Annotated in this window: 12 protein-coding genes and 1 pseudogene; 5 read left to right on the top strand and 8 right to left on the bottom strand. The window is 70.5% G+C overall.

Annotated elements, in window-relative coordinates; all coding sequences use genetic code 11:
• The 3 genes from IEJ02_RS46550 to IEJ02_RS46560 form a co-directional block, all read left to right on the top strand.
• The coding region (locus IEJ02_RS46550) for a roadblock/LC7 domain-containing protein (RefSeq protein WP_191070320.1) at nucleotides 1–375 on the top strand (375 nt) is incomplete at its 5' end.
• Between the two features lie 82 nt (nucleotides 376–457).
• A complete protein-coding gene (locus IEJ02_RS46555; protein WP_086879637.1) occupies nucleotides 458–1,120 on the top strand; it encodes a DUF742 domain-containing protein in 663 nt (220 codons plus the stop codon).
• Nucleotides 1,101–1,679, top strand: a complete 579-nt coding sequence (locus tag IEJ02_RS46560; protein ID WP_075200410.1) for a GTP-binding protein — start codon at nucleotides 1,101–1,103, stop codon at nucleotides 1,677–1,679. The genes IEJ02_RS46555 and IEJ02_RS46560 overlap by 20 nt, the downstream gene beginning before the upstream one ends.
• 82 nt (nucleotides 1,680–1,761) lie before the next feature.
• Here IEJ02_RS46560 and IEJ02_RS46565 read toward each other — a convergent pair whose 3' ends face one another.
• The 5 genes from IEJ02_RS46565 to IEJ02_RS46585 all read right to left on the bottom strand — a co-directional run bounded on the left by IEJ02_RS46565 (nucleotide 1,762) and on the right by IEJ02_RS46585 (nucleotide 8,249).
• Nucleotides 1,762–2,001 (bottom strand): acyl-CoA carboxylase subunit epsilon, encoded by a 240-nt coding sequence (locus IEJ02_RS46565; RefSeq protein WP_191070321.1) that lies wholly within the window; start codon nucleotides 1,999–2,001, stop codon nucleotides 1,762–1,764.
• Between the two features lie 55 nt (nucleotides 2,002–2,056).
• The gene (locus tag IEJ02_RS46570; protein WP_137979731.1) at nucleotides 2,057–3,640 is read right to left on the bottom strand and encodes an acyl-CoA carboxylase subunit beta; all 1,584 of its coding nucleotides are present in this window, start codon (nucleotides 3,638–3,640) and stop codon (nucleotides 2,057–2,059) included.
• Between the two features lie 329 nt (nucleotides 3,641–3,969).
• Nucleotides 3,970–5,568, bottom strand: a complete 1,599-nt coding sequence (gene cimA / locus IEJ02_RS46575; protein WP_191070322.1) for a citramalate synthase — start codon at nucleotides 5,566–5,568, stop codon at nucleotides 3,970–3,972.
• Between the two features lie 349 nt (nucleotides 5,569–5,917).
• The gene (locus IEJ02_RS46580) at nucleotides 5,918–7,003 is read right to left on the bottom strand and encodes a branched-chain amino acid aminotransferase (RefSeq protein ID WP_191070323.1); all 1,086 of its coding nucleotides are present in this window, start codon (nucleotides 7,001–7,003) and stop codon (nucleotides 5,918–5,920) included.
• Nucleotides 7,004–7,205: 202 nt separating this feature from the next.
• Nucleotides 7,206–8,249 carry a 3-isopropylmalate dehydrogenase gene (locus IEJ02_RS46585; protein ID WP_191070324.1) on the bottom strand — a complete coding sequence of 348 codons (1,044 nt, stop codon included), beginning with the start codon at nucleotides 8,247–8,249 and terminating at the stop codon, nucleotides 7,206–7,208.
• Nucleotides 8,250–8,377: 128 nt separating this feature from the next.
• Here IEJ02_RS46585 and IEJ02_RS46590 point away from each other — a divergent pair, with 128 nt between their 5' ends.
• Nucleotides 8,378–9,964 carry a purple acid phosphatase family protein gene (locus tag IEJ02_RS46590; protein WP_191070325.1) on the top strand — a complete coding sequence of 529 codons (1,587 nt, stop codon included), beginning with the start codon at nucleotides 8,378–8,380 and terminating at the stop codon, nucleotides 9,962–9,964.
• Here the strand turns inward: IEJ02_RS46590 and IEJ02_RS50140 are convergent.
• The 3 genes from IEJ02_RS50140 to IEJ02_RS46600 all read right to left on the bottom strand — a co-directional run bounded on the left by IEJ02_RS50140 (nucleotide 9,958) and on the right by IEJ02_RS46600 (nucleotide 13,242).
• Nucleotides 9,958–10,080, bottom strand: a complete 123-nt coding sequence (locus IEJ02_RS50140) for a hypothetical protein (protein WP_087684456.1) — start codon at nucleotides 10,078–10,080, stop codon at nucleotides 9,958–9,960. The genes IEJ02_RS46590 and IEJ02_RS50140 overlap by 7 nt on opposite strands.
• 536 nt (nucleotides 10,081–10,616) lie before the next feature.
• Complete coding sequence (gene pruA / locus IEJ02_RS46595) at nucleotides 10,617–12,248, bottom strand: L-glutamate gamma-semialdehyde dehydrogenase (protein ID WP_191070326.1); 1,632 nt, start codon at nucleotides 12,246–12,248, stop codon at nucleotides 10,617–10,619.
• Between the two features lie 67 nt (nucleotides 12,249–12,315).
• Nucleotides 12,316–13,242, bottom strand: a complete 927-nt coding sequence (locus tag IEJ02_RS46600) for a proline dehydrogenase family protein (protein ID WP_191070327.1) — start codon at nucleotides 13,240–13,242, stop codon at nucleotides 12,316–12,318.
• Between the two features lie 164 nt (nucleotides 13,243–13,406).
• Here IEJ02_RS46600 and IEJ02_RS46605 point away from each other — a divergent pair.
• Nucleotides 13,407–14,095: pseudogene (locus IEJ02_RS46605) on the top strand (PucR family transcriptional regulator); the annotation flags it as partial.

Genomic DNA, 14,095 nt, shown 5'->3' on the forward strand with positions numbered 1-14,095 from the left:
AACTTCGTGGACAACACCCCCGGGGTGTCCCACACGGTGGTGGTCTCCGCCGACGGACTCCTTCTGGCGATGTCCGAAGGCTTCCCCCGTGACCGAGCCGATCAACTGGCGGCGGTGGCCTCCGGCCTGACCTCGCTCACCTCCGGAGCCTCCCGCATCTTCGAAGGCGGCGTGGTCAACCAGACCGTCGTCGAAATGGAACGAGGGTTCCTCTTCATCATGTCGATCTCCGACGGATCCTCCCTCGCCGTGCTCGCCCACCCCGAGTGCGACATCGGCCTCGTCGGCTACGAGATGGCCCTGCTGGTCGATCGCGCGGGCAACGTTCTGACCCCGGATCTCCGCGCGGAATTGCAGGGCAGTCTTCTCAACTAGCAAACATGGAGTGCGTTTCGCGCCACCGCGCCATAGGGTGCGGTGGCGCGACCGGCAAGACAGGCGAGTTGGAGGAGGACACGTGGCAACGCCCCCTAGCGGATATCCGTACGCCCACGGGCAGCCGTCCGAGCCGCGCGGAGAGGGCCCAGTGAAGCGCTACAACTTCCCCTCCGCACCCAGCCGTCAGGCCCGCTCCCCACAGCAGCCGGAGCCCCAGCGGGAGCAGCAGCCCCCGCGGCGGCAGCCGCAGCGGCCCCAGCAACAGCCGTACACGCCCTCCTACGCGCCTCCCGGGCCGTCGGAGGGGTCCTGGTACGACGCGCCGCCCGCGCCGCGTATCGAGCCCGTACAGCCGCCTGAGCGCCCTGCCCCGGAACCCTCCTCCCCCGCGGGCGGCACTCATAACCCTCTGGTGCGCCCGTACGCCATGACCGGGGGCCGGACCCGGCCCCGGTACCAGCTCGCCATCGAGGCGCTGGTACACACCACGGCCGACCCCGCTCAGCTCCAGGGCCAGTTGCCCGAGCACCAGCGGATCTGCCACCTGTGCCGCGAGATCAAGTCGGTCGCCGAGATCTCCGCACTGCTCACCATTCCCCTCGGCGTAGCCCGCATCCTCGTAGCCGACCTGGCCGAGGCGGGGCTCGTCGCGATCCATCAGCCCGGCGGCGACGAGTCCGCCGGCGGTCAGCCTGACGTGACACTGCTCGAAAGGGTGCTCAGTGGACTTCGCAAGCTCTAGCGGTGCAGCCCGCTCCACCACCTCCGCGAAGATCGTGGTGGCGGGCGGCTTCGGCGTGGGCAAGACCACGTTCGTCGGCGCGGTCTCGGAGATCAACCCGCTGCGCACCGAAGCCGTGATGACCTCCGCCTCGGCGGGGATCGACGATCTCACCCACGCGCCGGACAAGACCACCACCACGGTGGCCATGGACTTCGGCCGCATCACGCTGGACCAGGACCTGATCCTGTACCTGTTCGGCACGCCCGGTCAGGACCGCTTCTGGTTCATGTGGGACGACCTGGTCCGCGGCGCCATCGGCGCGGTCGTCCTGGTGGACACCCGCCGCCTCGCCGACTGCTTCCCGGCCGTCGACTACTTCGAGAACTCCGGGCTGCCGTTCGTCATCGCCCTCAACGGCTTCGACGGGCACCAGCCCTACAACCCCGAAGAGGTCCGCGAGGCCCTCCAGATCGGCCCCGACGCGCCGATCATCACCACCGACGCCCGCCACCGCAGCGAGGCCAAGAGCGCGCTGATCACCCTGGTCGAGCACGCGCTGATGGCCCGGCTGCGCTAGCCGAGGCCGACGGCGGAAGCCAAAATCCCCTGCTCTCCGAAGGAGAACAGGGGATTTGTGCGTTCATCGGCGCCGGTGGCGCTCAGCCCTGCCAGCTGTGCGGCGCGCTGAACGCCGGGCGGCGCTCCAGACGGCGCCAGCGGGCGGCGCTGCGGCGCGGGCGGGTGGAGCCGGCGGTCCGGTGGGTGCCGGCGGCCGCGCGGGCGAGCAGCACCGCGGTGACCGCGGCGAGCTCCTCGGCGTCGGCGTGGCCCTTCTCGACCCGGACCAGGGTGGCCGCCGCCGCGGCGGCGGGATCGGCGATATCGCTGGGTGTGCTCACGGTTTTCTCTTCTCCCTTGTCGCGCGGGTCCCGCGCGAGGTCATGAACGTGAGGGTTACTGCGGCGGGTTGCCGTGCTTGCGGGACGGCAGGTCGGCGTGCTTGTCGCGCAGCATCGCCAGGGACCGGATGAGGACCTCACGGGTCTCGGTCGGGTCGATCACATCGTCGACCAGCCCCCGCTCGGCCGCGTAGTACGGGTGCATCAGCTCGGACTTGTACTCCTTGACCATGCGGGCGCGCATGGCCTCGGGGTCGTCCGCGTCGGCGATCTGACGGCGGAAGATCACGTTGGCGGCGCCCTCGGCGCCCATCACCGCGATCTCGTTGGTCGGCCAGGCGTAGGTCAGGTCGGCCCCGATGGACTGGGAGTCCATCACGATGTAGGCACCGCCGTACGCCTTGCGCAGGATGACGGAGATCCGCGGCACGGTGGCATTGCAGTACGCGTACAGCATCTTGGCGCCGTGCCGGATGATCCCGCCGTGCTCCTGGTCCACACCGGGCAGGAAGCCGGGCACGTCGAGGAAGGTGACCAGCGGGATGTTGAAGGCGTCGCACATCTGGATGAAGCGCGCGGACTTCTCCGACGCCTCGATGTCCAGCACGCCCGCCAGCGACTGCGGCTGGTTGGCGATGATGCCGACCACCTGGCCGTCGAGCCGGGTCAGCGCGCAGATGATGTTGGTCGCCCAGCGCTCGTGGACCTCGAGGTACTCGCCGTCGTCGACGATCTCCTCGATGACCTTGCGCATGTCGTACGGCCGGTTGCCGTCGGCCGGGACGAGGTCCAGCAGCGAGTCGCCGCGCCGGGAGGCCGGGTCGTCGGACTCGACGGTCGGCGGGTTCTCGCGGTTGTTCTGCGGCAGCAGCGACAGGAGGTAGCGGACCTCCTCGAGGCAGGTCTCCTCGTCGTCGTAGGCGAAGTGGCACACACCCGAGGTCTCGGCGTGCACATCCGCGCCGCCCAGTCCGTTCTGGCTGACCTTCTCGCCCGTCACCGCCTGGACCACGTCGGGCCCGGTGATGAACATCTGCGAGGTCTCCCGGACCATGAAGACGAAGTCCGTCAGCGCCGGGGAGTACGCCGCGCCGCCCGCGCACGGGCCGAGCATCACGCTGATCTGGGGGATGACACCGGACGCCTTGGTGTTCCGCTGGAAGATGCCGCCGTAACCGGCGAGCGCCGAGACGCCCTCCTGGATACGGGCACCGGCGCCGTCGTTGAGGGACACCAGCGGCGCCCCGGCCGAGATGGCCATGTCCATGATCTTGTGGATCTTGGTGGCGTGGGCCTCCCCCAGCGCCCCGCCGAAGATCCTGAAGTCGTGTGCGTAGACGAACACCGTCCGTCCGTGGACGGTCCCCCAGCCGGTGACGACACCGTCGGTGTAAGGCTTCTTGGCCTCGAGCCCGAACCCGGTCGCACGATGCCGCCGCAGCGGCTCCACTTCGTTGAAGGACCCCTCGTCAAGCAGCAGATCGATCCGCTCGCGAGCCGTCAGCTTCCCCTTGGCCTTCTGGGCCTCGGTCGCCCGCTCGCTCGGGCCGCGCCGAGCCTGCTCGCGAATCGCGTGCAGCTCGGCGACGCGCCCGCGAACGTCACTCGCCTCAGCAGGCGCACCTTCGAGATTGGTCATGCAATGACGGTACGTTCCCGGACCCCCGGAAACGCATGTCAATTCCCTACAACGTCAAGGGCGTTTTGGTGGGCAGGCGGAACAGAACTGGACAGCGGCTTTCCCACTACCTGGTGTCCTAAAGGACTATCGGCCCTGTCGGCACCCCACAAACCTCCAGGCCGTGACCGTGCGAGGGGCGGGCGCGACCACCCGGATGGGCGGCGTCCGCCGGAGCGGCCGTGCGGCCGGATCGGGCAACGGAGCACATCGGCCGCGCTCCGCTCCCCGCACCCTACTCCGGCCGCCGCCGGCGCCGCACCGCCCGCCTCCTCGCACCGGCCGGCGCGTCACTCCTGCGGGTCCACCCCGGCCCGCAGCAGCCCGTAGGCGTAGGCGTCGTCCAGGGCCTGCCAGGACGCGGCGATCACGTTCTCCCCGACACCCACGGTCGACCACTCCCCCTGGCCGTCCGCGGTGGAGACCAGCACCCGGGTCGTGGACTCGGTGCCGTGCTTGCCTTCCAGGATGCGGACCTTGTAGTCCACCAGCTCCATCGTCGCCAGCTGCGGGTAGATCCGCTCCAGCCCCACCCGCAGCGCCCGGTCCAGGGCGTTGACCGGGCCGTTGCCCTCCGCCGTGGCGACGATGCGCTCGCCCTTGGCCCAGAGCTTCACGGTGGCCTCGTTGGCGTGGGTGCCGTCCGGGCGGTCCTCGACGATCGCCCGCCAGGACTCGACGCGGAAGAAGCGGCGGGGACGGCCCTCGACCTCCTGGCGCAGCAGCAGCTCGAAGGAGGCGTCGGCAGCCTCGTAGGTGTAGCCCGCGAGCTCCCGCTCCTTGACCCGCTCCACGATCCGGCCCACCAGCGCCCGGTCGCCGCCGAGGTCGATGCCCAGCTCCTTGCCCTTGAGCTCGATCGACGCCCGTCCGGCCATGTCGGAGACGAGCATCCGCATGGTGTTGCCGACCCGCTCGGGGTCGATGTGCTGGTACAGATCCGGGTCGACCTTGATCGCGGAGGCGTGCAGTCCGGCCTTGTGGGCGAAGGCGGAAACACCCACATAGGGCTGGTGAGTGGACGGCGTCAGGTTGACGACCTCGGCGATCGCGTGCGAGATCCGGGTCATCTCCTCCAGGGCGCCCTCCGGCAGCACCCGGCGGCCGTACTTCAGCTCCAGGGCCGCGACGACCGGGAAGAGGTTGGCGTTGCCCACCCGCTCGCCGTAGCCGTTGGCCGTGCACTGGACGTGGGTGGCGCCCGCGTCCACCGCGGCGAGGGTGTTGGCGACCGCGCAGCCGGTGTCGTCCTGGGCGTGGATGCCCAGCCGCGCCCCGGTGTCGGCCAGTACGGTGCGGACCACCGCGTCGATCTGGCCGGGGAGCATGCCGCCGTTGGTGTCGCAGAGGATCACCACCTCGGCGCCCGCCTCGTGGGCGGCGGAGACGACCTGCTTGGCGTAGCCGGCGTTGGCCCGGTAGCCGTCGAAGAAGTGCTCGCAGTCGAGGAAGACCCGGCGGCCCTGGGACCGCAGATGGGCGACGGTCTCGCGGACCATCGCGAGGTTCTCCTCGAGCGTGGTGCGCAGGGCCAGCTCCACATGGCGGTCATGGGACTTCGCCACCAGGGTGATCACCGGCGCCCCGGAGTCCAGCAGCGCCTTGACCTGGGCGTCGTCCTCGGCGCGCACCCCCGCCTTACGGGTGGCGCCGAACGCCACCAGCTGGGCGTGTTTGAAGTCGATCTCGGCGCGGGCCCGGGCGAAGAACTCCGTGTCGCGCGGGTTGGCGCCGGGCCAGCCGCCCTCGATGAAGCCCACGCCGAAGTCGTCCAGGTGACGGGCGATGGTCAGCTTGTCCGCGACCGTGAGGTTGATGCCCTCGCGCTGCGCTCCGTCGCGCAGGGTGGTGTCGAAGACATGGAAGCCGTCGTCGGGCAGATCCTTCATGGTTGGTCTGGCTCCTGTCGGATGAATCTCGGTCTACCGGAATGTCCGGTTCCGCGCCCTCCTATGATCCCTCACGCTTCGCGTCCGGCGGGATGGTCCGGAAAACGAAAAGACCCCTCGCGGGTGCGAGAGGTCTGCGCGCGGGTCTGGGGCACGGTGGCCGCCCTGTACCGGGTCGTACGGGCGGTCACTGCGGACCGGCGCGCCTGCTGCCAATAATCATGGCGAACGAGAGCACGGAGGCAGTCTGGCACATTCCGCCCCCGCGCTCTCACCCGTCTCAGGATGCGAACCCCCGGTGTCAACGAGGTGACGCCCGAAGGTCAGCCCAGGGGTGCATCCCGGAAGGTCAGCCCAGGGGGTGCATCCAGCCATGCGGGTCCGGGGCGGCGCCGGTCTGGATGTCCAGCAGCGCCTTGCGCAGCCGCATGGTCACCTCGCCCGGCTCCCCGTCGCCCACCGTCCAGCTCGCCCGGGCGGACTTGACCGAGCCGACCGGGGTGATCACGGCCGCCGTACCGCAGGCGAAGACCTCGGTGAGGGTCCCGTCGGCGTTGCCCTCGCGCCAGTCGTCGACGGAGATCCGGCCCTCGGTGACCTCGTAGCCGAGGTCGGCCGCGATCTCCAGCAGCGAGGCGCGGGTGATCCCCGGCAGCAGCGAACCGGACAGCTCGGGGGTCACGATGCGGTTCCCGTACACGAAGTACAGGTTCATCCCGCCCATCTCCTCGATCCAGCGGCGCTCGATCGCGTCCAGCCAGACCACCTGGTCACAGCCCTGCTCGGCGGCCTGCGCCTGGGCGACCAGGGAGGCCGCGTAGTTGCCGCCCGTCTTGGCCGCGCCGGTGCCGCCGGGCGCGGCCCGGACGTACTCCTCCGAGAGCCAGACCGAGACCGGCTGCACACCGCCGGGGAAGTAGGCCCCGGCCGGGGAGGCGATCACCACGAAGAGGAATTCGTTCGAGGGCCGGACGCCGAGCCCGACCTCGGTGGCGAACATGAAGGGCCGCAGGTACAGGGACTGCTCCCCGTGGCCCGGCACCCACGCCTTGTCCTGGGTGACCAGCGCGTCACACGCCTCGATGAAGGTCTCGACGGGGAGCTCCGGCATGCCCATGCGGCGCGCGGACGCCTGGAACCGCTCGGCGTTCTGGTCGGGGCGGAACGTGGCCACGGTGCCGTCGGGACGGCGGTACGCCTTGAGCCCCTCGAAGATCGTCTGGGCGTAGTGCAGCGTCATGTTCGCCGGGTCGAGCGAGAGCGGGGCGTACGGCACGAGCTGGGCCTCGTGCCAGCCACGGCCCTCCGTCCACTTGACCGTCACCATGTGATCGGTGAAGTGGCGGCCGAATCCGGGGTTGGCCAGGATCTTCTCCCGCTCGGCCGCGGGCACGGGGTGGGAGGAGGGCTTGAGCTCGATCGTGGGCGTCGTCATGGCAGGTAGTCCTTCACCTTCGGTTGTGGCGGACCGCGCTCACACCATCCTGCCCGCAAGCGGTACTAGGACGTCCAAGCTCTTCTTCACACGGCGGCCCCACCGGGAATTATCTCCTAGGTGAGGCCGGGGAAGGAGCGTTGTGCAACGCGCGGCCCAAGGTCGATGGTCGCACCCAGCCGCGCGCTGGCACAGGCTGGGGTCAGCCGGATACTCGGGCGGCGAGCGCGTCGCCGATCTCGTCGGTGGTGCGCGGCGCGGCCGCGTCCCGCTCGGCGAGGTCCGCGGCGACGGCGGCCTCGATACGGGCCGCCTCGTCCCCGTAGCCGAGGTGCGACAGCAGCAGGGCCACCGACAGGATGGTCGCCGTCGGGTCGGCCTTGCCGGTGCCCGCGATGTCCGGCGCGGAGCCGTGGACCGGCTCGAACATCGACGGGAAGGCGCCGGAGGGGTTGATGTTGCCGCTCGCGGCGAGCCCGATGCCGCCGGTGACGGCGGCGGCGAGGTCGGTGAGGATGTCACCGAAGAGGTTGTCGGTGACGATCACGTCGAACCGCTCCGGCTGGGTGACGAAGAAGATCGTCGCGGCGTCGACGTGCAGATAGTCGGTGGTGACCTCGGGGTACTCCTGGCCCACCCGGTCGAAGATGTTCTTCCACAGGTGGCCGGCGTGCACCAGGACGTTGTTCTTGTGCACGAGGGTCAGCTTCTTGCGCGGCCGGGCGCTTGCGCGCTCGTAGGCGTCCCGGACCACGCGCTCGACCCCGTGGGCGGTGTTCAGGCTGACCTCGGTGGCGACCTCGTCCGGGGTGCCGGTGCGCATCGAGCCGCCGTTGCCCACGTACGGGCCCTCGGTGCCCTCGCGGACGACCACGAAGTCGATGTCGGGGCGGCCGGCCAGCGGGGACGGGGTGTTCGGGAAGAGCTTCGACGGACGCAGGTTGACGTAGTGGTCGAAGGCGAAGCGCAGCTTGAGCAGCAGCCCGCGCTCGAGCACGCCCGAGGGCACCGAGGGGTCGCCGATGGCGCCGAGCAGGATCGCGTCGTGGTCCTTCAGCGACTCCAGGTCCGCGTCCGGCAGGGTGTCGCCGGTGGCGTGCCAGCGCTGGGCGCCGAGGTCGTAACTGCGGGTCTCCAGCTTCACGTCCTGCGGAAGGGCGGCGGAGAGGACCTTCAGGCCCTGGGCCACGACTTCCTGGCCGATACCGTCACCGGGGATCACTGCGAGGCGAATGCTGCGAGACATACCGGGACCCTACCGCTCGTCCCATGCATTGACATAGGCGTTCCACCATTCGGACAGCCGCTCAGCGGCAATCACTCGTTCACCCCCCGTACGGCGCGCCGTTGACCGCTCGGGGGACATTCCGGTCCATGGACACACCACGGTTCGGCGTACCGGAGCGACTCGCCCAGCGGATGACCATGGCCGAGCAGCACGAGTATCTGCGGGCCCGGCTCTCCCGCCGCCGGGTGCTGCGCGGGGGCGCCGCCACGGCGGGCACGGTCGCGGGCGCGGGGCTGCTGGGCGGGGCGGCGTGCGCCGCCGGTGCCAAGCCGGCGACGCCGGCCGCGGGCCCGACGCCGGGGTCCGCCACGGTGGACGGCGCGCTGGTCGCACCGTTCGGCCGCCATCTGGCCTTCGGCGCCGATCCGCGGACCCAGATGCGGATCTCCTGGCAGGTCCCGTTCGCGGTGCGCAAGCCGTACGTGCGGATCGGCACCAGCCCGCTGGAGCTCACCCGCAAGGTCGAGGCCGAGGTCCGCCATCTGCACACCCCGTCGCTGAGCGACAAGCTGCCCGCGGTCGACCAGTTCTATCTGCACGCCGCGGTGGACGACCTGCGCCCCGGGGCCACCTACTACTACGGCGTCGGGCACGCCGACCGCGATCCGGCCGAGCCGCGCCACTTCGCGTCCGTGGGCACCTTCCGCACCGCGCCGGACCGGCCGGGGAAGTTCGTCTTCACCGCCTTCGGCGACCAGGGGGTGAGCTATGACGCGCTCGCCAACGACCAGCTGATCCTCGGCCAGAATCCGTCGTTCCATCTGCACGCCGGGGATCTGTGCTACGCGGACACCACCGGCCACGGAAAGAAGTCCGACCTCTACGACGCCCGGGTCTGGGACTCCTTCCTCGCCCAGACCGACTCGGTCGCGGCGAGCGTGCCGTGGATGGTGACCACCGGCAACCACGACATGGAGGCGTGGTACTCCCCCGACGGCTACGGCGGCCAGCTGGCCCGCTGGTCGCTGCCGACGAGCGGCCCGGATCCGCGCAAGGCGCCCGGCGTCTATTCGTTCTCTTACGGGAACGTGGGCGTGGTCGCCCTGGACGCCAATGACGTGTCGTACGAGATCCCGGTCAACAAGGGGTACACGGACGGGGCGCAGACCCGCTGGCTGGACCGGCGGCTGGGGGAGCTGCGCAAGCGGCCCGGCATCGACTTCCTGGTGGTCTTCTTCCACCACTGCGCCTACTCCACCACCAGCGCCCACGCCTCGGACGGCGGGGTGCGCGACGCGTGGGTGCCGCTGTTCGACAAGCACCAGGTGGACCTGGTCATCAACGGCCACAACCACGTCTACGAGCGGACCGACGCCCTCCGGGGCGGCAAGGTCGCCCGCCGGGTCCCGGTGGAGGGGAGCGCCGACGCGGTGCGCGACGGGATCGTCTATGTGACGGCGGGCGGGGCGGGCGCGAAGCTCTACGAGTTCCCGGTGCCCGACAGCTACGAGGGGCACGTCAAGGACCTCGACGAGGTGAAGACCTACCACTGGAGCGAGGACGGCGAGAAGAACCGGGACAGCGCGGACTGGTCCCGGGTCCGCTACACCGGCTTCTCGTTCCTCGCGGTGGAGGTCGAGCCGGGCCCCCGCCCCAGGCTCACGGTCACGGCCCTGGCGGAGTCGGGCGAGCGGGTGGACCGCTTCGAGGTCACCCGGCCCCGGCGTCAGTGACCGGTGGCGCCGCCGTTGTCCCGGCGGTCGAGGGCGCGCTGGAGCGCGGCGGCCGCCTTCTTGCGGTCGGTGTCGTCGGTCTTGCGGCGGATCCTGCGGACAGTCGTCTCGGCCATGATCACATCTCCTCTGCTGAACCCCGGTGACGCCCGGGAGGCGCCCGGGAGGAAGGAAAGCTCCCCGAGAAGGTGGCTGCCGGAAGGGGCGGGGGCCTGGGTGCGGCAGGGGTCGCCTGCGCGATGTGCACCGGCCGCGGCCGCCATCGCTGGATGCAGCGAGACGTTCGGCTTCCACAAAAATAAGGCAGCGGAGCGTCAGTGTCTGCACAATTAGTCGGACGTCCTACCATCTGAGACGCGAACAGCGTGATATCAGCCACTGACCCAGGGTGATCATCTATCGGCTCCGCACCGATGATCGAGGCCGACCCCCGTCCGACCTCGACCAACGGCGGCCGATCGCTAGTCCGTGAGCGTTCCCGCGCCTGGTTACCCACGTAAACTGCGGTAAATAGTGCCTACTTGACTGCTTGACGCTAGCACCGCCGCGCATCGGGCGTCCACAGATTTCCCCCGACGCGCCCCCTCGGACGGCCCCGCGCCCCCGGACCGCTCCAGTGCGGTCCGGGGGCGCGGGTCGCCGGGCTCGGGGGTCAGCCCATGTGCGGGTAGCGGTAGTCGGTCGGCGGGACCAGGGTCTCCTTGATGGAGCGGGTGGAGGTCCAGCGCATCAGGTTCTGCTTGGCGCCCGCCTTGTCGTTGGTGCCGGACGCGCGGCCGCCGCCGAAGGGCTGCTGGCCGACGACGGCACCGGTCGGCTTGTCGTTGATGTAGAAGTTGCCTGCCGCGAAGCGCAGCGCCTCACAGGCGGCGGCCGCCGCCGCGCGGTCCTGGGCGATGACGGCGCCGGTCAGCCCGTACGGGGCGGCCGACTCCATCTGCTGGAGCATCGCGTCGTACTCCTCGTCCTCGTAGACGTACACCCCGAGGATCGGGCCGAAGTACTCGTCCTTGAAGATCTCGTTCTCCGGGTCGGTGGAGACCAGCACGGTCGGGCGGACGAACCAGCCCTCGCTGTCGTCGTAGGTGCCGCCCGCGACGACCTCGATCGTGGGGTCGGACTTGGCCCGGTCGATCGCCGCCTTGTTCTTGGCGAAGGCGCGCTCGTCGATGACCGCGCCCATGAAGTTGTCGAGGTCGCTCACATCGCCCATGGTCAGCCCGTTGACCTCGGTGGCGAACTCCTCCTTGAGGCCGTTCTCCCACAGGGAGCGCGGCACATAGGCGCGGGAGGCCGCGGAGCACTTCTGGCCCTGGAACTCGAAGGCGCCGCGGGTCATCGCCGTCTTCAGCACCGCCGGGTCGGCGGACGGGTGGGCGACGATGAAGTCCTTGCCGCCGGTCTCACCGACCAGCCGCGGATAGGTCTTGTAGTTCTCGATGTTGTTGCCGACCGTCTTCCACAGGTACTGGAAGGTGCGGGTCGAGCCGGTGAAGTGGATGCCCGCGAGGTCCGGGTGGGCCAGCGCCACCTCGGAGACCTCCTTGCCGTCGCCCGTGACCAGGTTGATCACGCCCTTGGGCAGCCCGGCCTCCTCCAGCAGCTCCATCAGCAGCACGGCGGCGTGGGTCTGGGTCGGGGACGGCTTCCAGACCACCACATTGCCCATGAGCGCGGGGGCGGTCGGGAGGTTGCCCGCGATGGCGGAGAAGTTGAAGGGGGTGATCGCGTAGACGAACCCCTCCAGCGGCCGGTGGTCGGTGCGGTTCCAGACCCCGGGCGAGTTGGTCACCGGCTGCTCGGCCAGGATCTGGCGGGCGAAGTGGACGTTGAAGCGCCAGAAGTCGATCAGCTCACAGGGGGTGTCGATCTCCGCCTGCTGCGCGGTCTTCGACTGGCCCAGCATGGTGGACGCGGCGAGCGTCTCCCGCCAGGGGCCGGAGAGCAGATCGGCGGCCTTGAGGATGACCGCGGCACGGTCGTCGAAGCTGAGCGCGCGCCACGCCGGGGCCGCGGCCAGGGCGGCGTCGATCGCGTCCTGCGCGTCCGCTCGAGTGGCGTTGGCGTAGGTGCCCAGGCGGGCGGAGTGCTTGTGCGGCTGGACGACGTCGAAGCGCTCCCCCGCTCCCATCCGCTTCTGGCCGCCGATGGTCATCGGCAGGTCGATGGGGTTCTCGCCGAGCTCCTTGAGCTTGGTCTCGAGGCGGGCGCGCTCCGGGGTGCCGGGGGCGTAGGTGTGCACCGGCTCGTTCACCGGCACGGGGACCTGGGTGACGGCGTCCATGATGGCGGTTGTCTCCTTCGATCGTCGGGGGCGTCGGGGGTTTACGAGTCTGCGATCCCGAGAGCGGTCAGCGGCGGCCGACCAGCGAACGCAGGAAGAATGTGAGGTTGGCGGGACGCTCCGCGAGGCGGCGCATGAAGTACCCATACCAGTCTGTGCCATACGGGACGTAAACCCGCATACGGTGACCTTCCGCCACCAGCCGCTCCTGCTCGGCCACGCGGATCCCGTACAGCATCTGGAACTCGTACTCGTCCAGCTTGCGCCCGAGGCGGTGCGCCAGGTCCTGGGCGATGGCGACCATGCGCGGATCGTGCGAGCCGATCATGGGGTAGCCCTCGCCGCCCATCAGGATCTTCAGACAGCGCACATAAGCGCGGTCCACCTCGCGCTTGTCCTGGTGGGCGACGCTCGCCGGCTCGTTGTACGCGCCCTTCACCAGCCGCACCCGGGAGCCTTCCCCGGCCAGCGCCCGGCAGTCGTCCTCGGTCCGGAAGAGGTAGGACTGGAGGACCGCGCCGGTCTGCGGGAAGCGGGTGCGCAGCTCGCTGAGGATGGCGAGGGTGGAGTCCACCGTGGTGTGGTCCTCCATGTCGAGGGTGACCGTCGTGCCCGCCGCGGCGGCGGCCTCCACGACCGGGGTCACATTGGCCAGCGCCAGATCGTGGCCCCCGGGCAGCGCCTGGCCGAACGCGGAGAGCTTCACGGACATCTCCGCGCGCCCGGCGAGCCCCTCGGTGGCCAGCGCCTCGGTCAGCGCCAGATAGGCGTCACGGCTGCGCAGCGCCTCGGCCCGGTCGGTCACGTCCTCGCCCAGATGGTCCAGGGTGACGTCCAGGCCGCGGGCGGTCAGCGACCGCACCGCCCCCAAGGACTCGGCCAGCCGCTCCCCGGCGACGAAGCGGTCCACCATCGGGCGGGTGACCGGCGCGGCCGAGACGATACGGCGGATGGCGGCACTGCGCGAAGCGGCGAGCAGCACGGGTCCCAGCACGGGGCACCTCCACGATGACGGCCGATGAACGGCATCGACAACTCACCGTGAAACTTAAGGATGGCGCGGATTCCGGACCATCGACAGCTGTCACGCATCCGTGGCCGGGATCTCAGACATCTGTATGAGAATGTGAGGGGCGAAAGCGGGAAGAGGCGGGACCCATGCGCGACGACTACCAGCAGCTGGTGGACGAGATCACGGCGGTGCTCCGGGCACCCGCGACCCTGGAGAACCGCGACTTCGCGCTGATCGCCTTCGGTGCCCAGGACAGCGAAGACAGCGATGACGCGGCGGAGCCCGCGCTGGACCCGGTGCGCACCCGCTCGATCCTCCAGCGCCGCTCGACGGCGGCGGTGCGGGCCTGGTTCGAGGCGTTCGGGATCGCCCGGGCGCAGGCGCCGCTGCGGATTCCGCCCGACCCGGCGGCCGGGGTGTTCATGGGCCGCATCTGTCTGCCCGTCCGGCACCGCGGGGTGGTGCACGGCTATGTCTGGCTGCTGGACGACGGCCATCTCGCCGATCTGGAGCTGGGCGGCCCGGCGGGCGGGCAGGACCCCCGGCTGGCCCGCGCGATGGAGACCGCGGACCGCATCGGGGCGCTGCTGGCGGCCGAGGCGCGGGCCGGGGAGGAGCTCGGCGAGCTGCTGCGCGATGTGCTGACCGGACCGCCGGCCGGGCGGGACGCCGCACGCGCCGGGCTGCGGGCCGCGCTGCGCGGAGCGGCCGACGGGCCGCTGGCGCTGGTGGCGGTGGTGCCGTGGACGCCGGGGACCGGCGAGGACGCGGACCACCCGGGCCTCCCCCATCTGCCGGGCATCGTGGCCGCGTGCGCGCTGCCCGGGGACGCGAC

This window comes from Streptomyces sp. 5-10 (genome assembly GCF_014712245.1).
Taxonomy (GTDB): Bacteria; Actinomycetota; Actinomycetes; order Streptomycetales; family Streptomycetaceae; genus Streptomyces; species Streptomyces violaceusniger.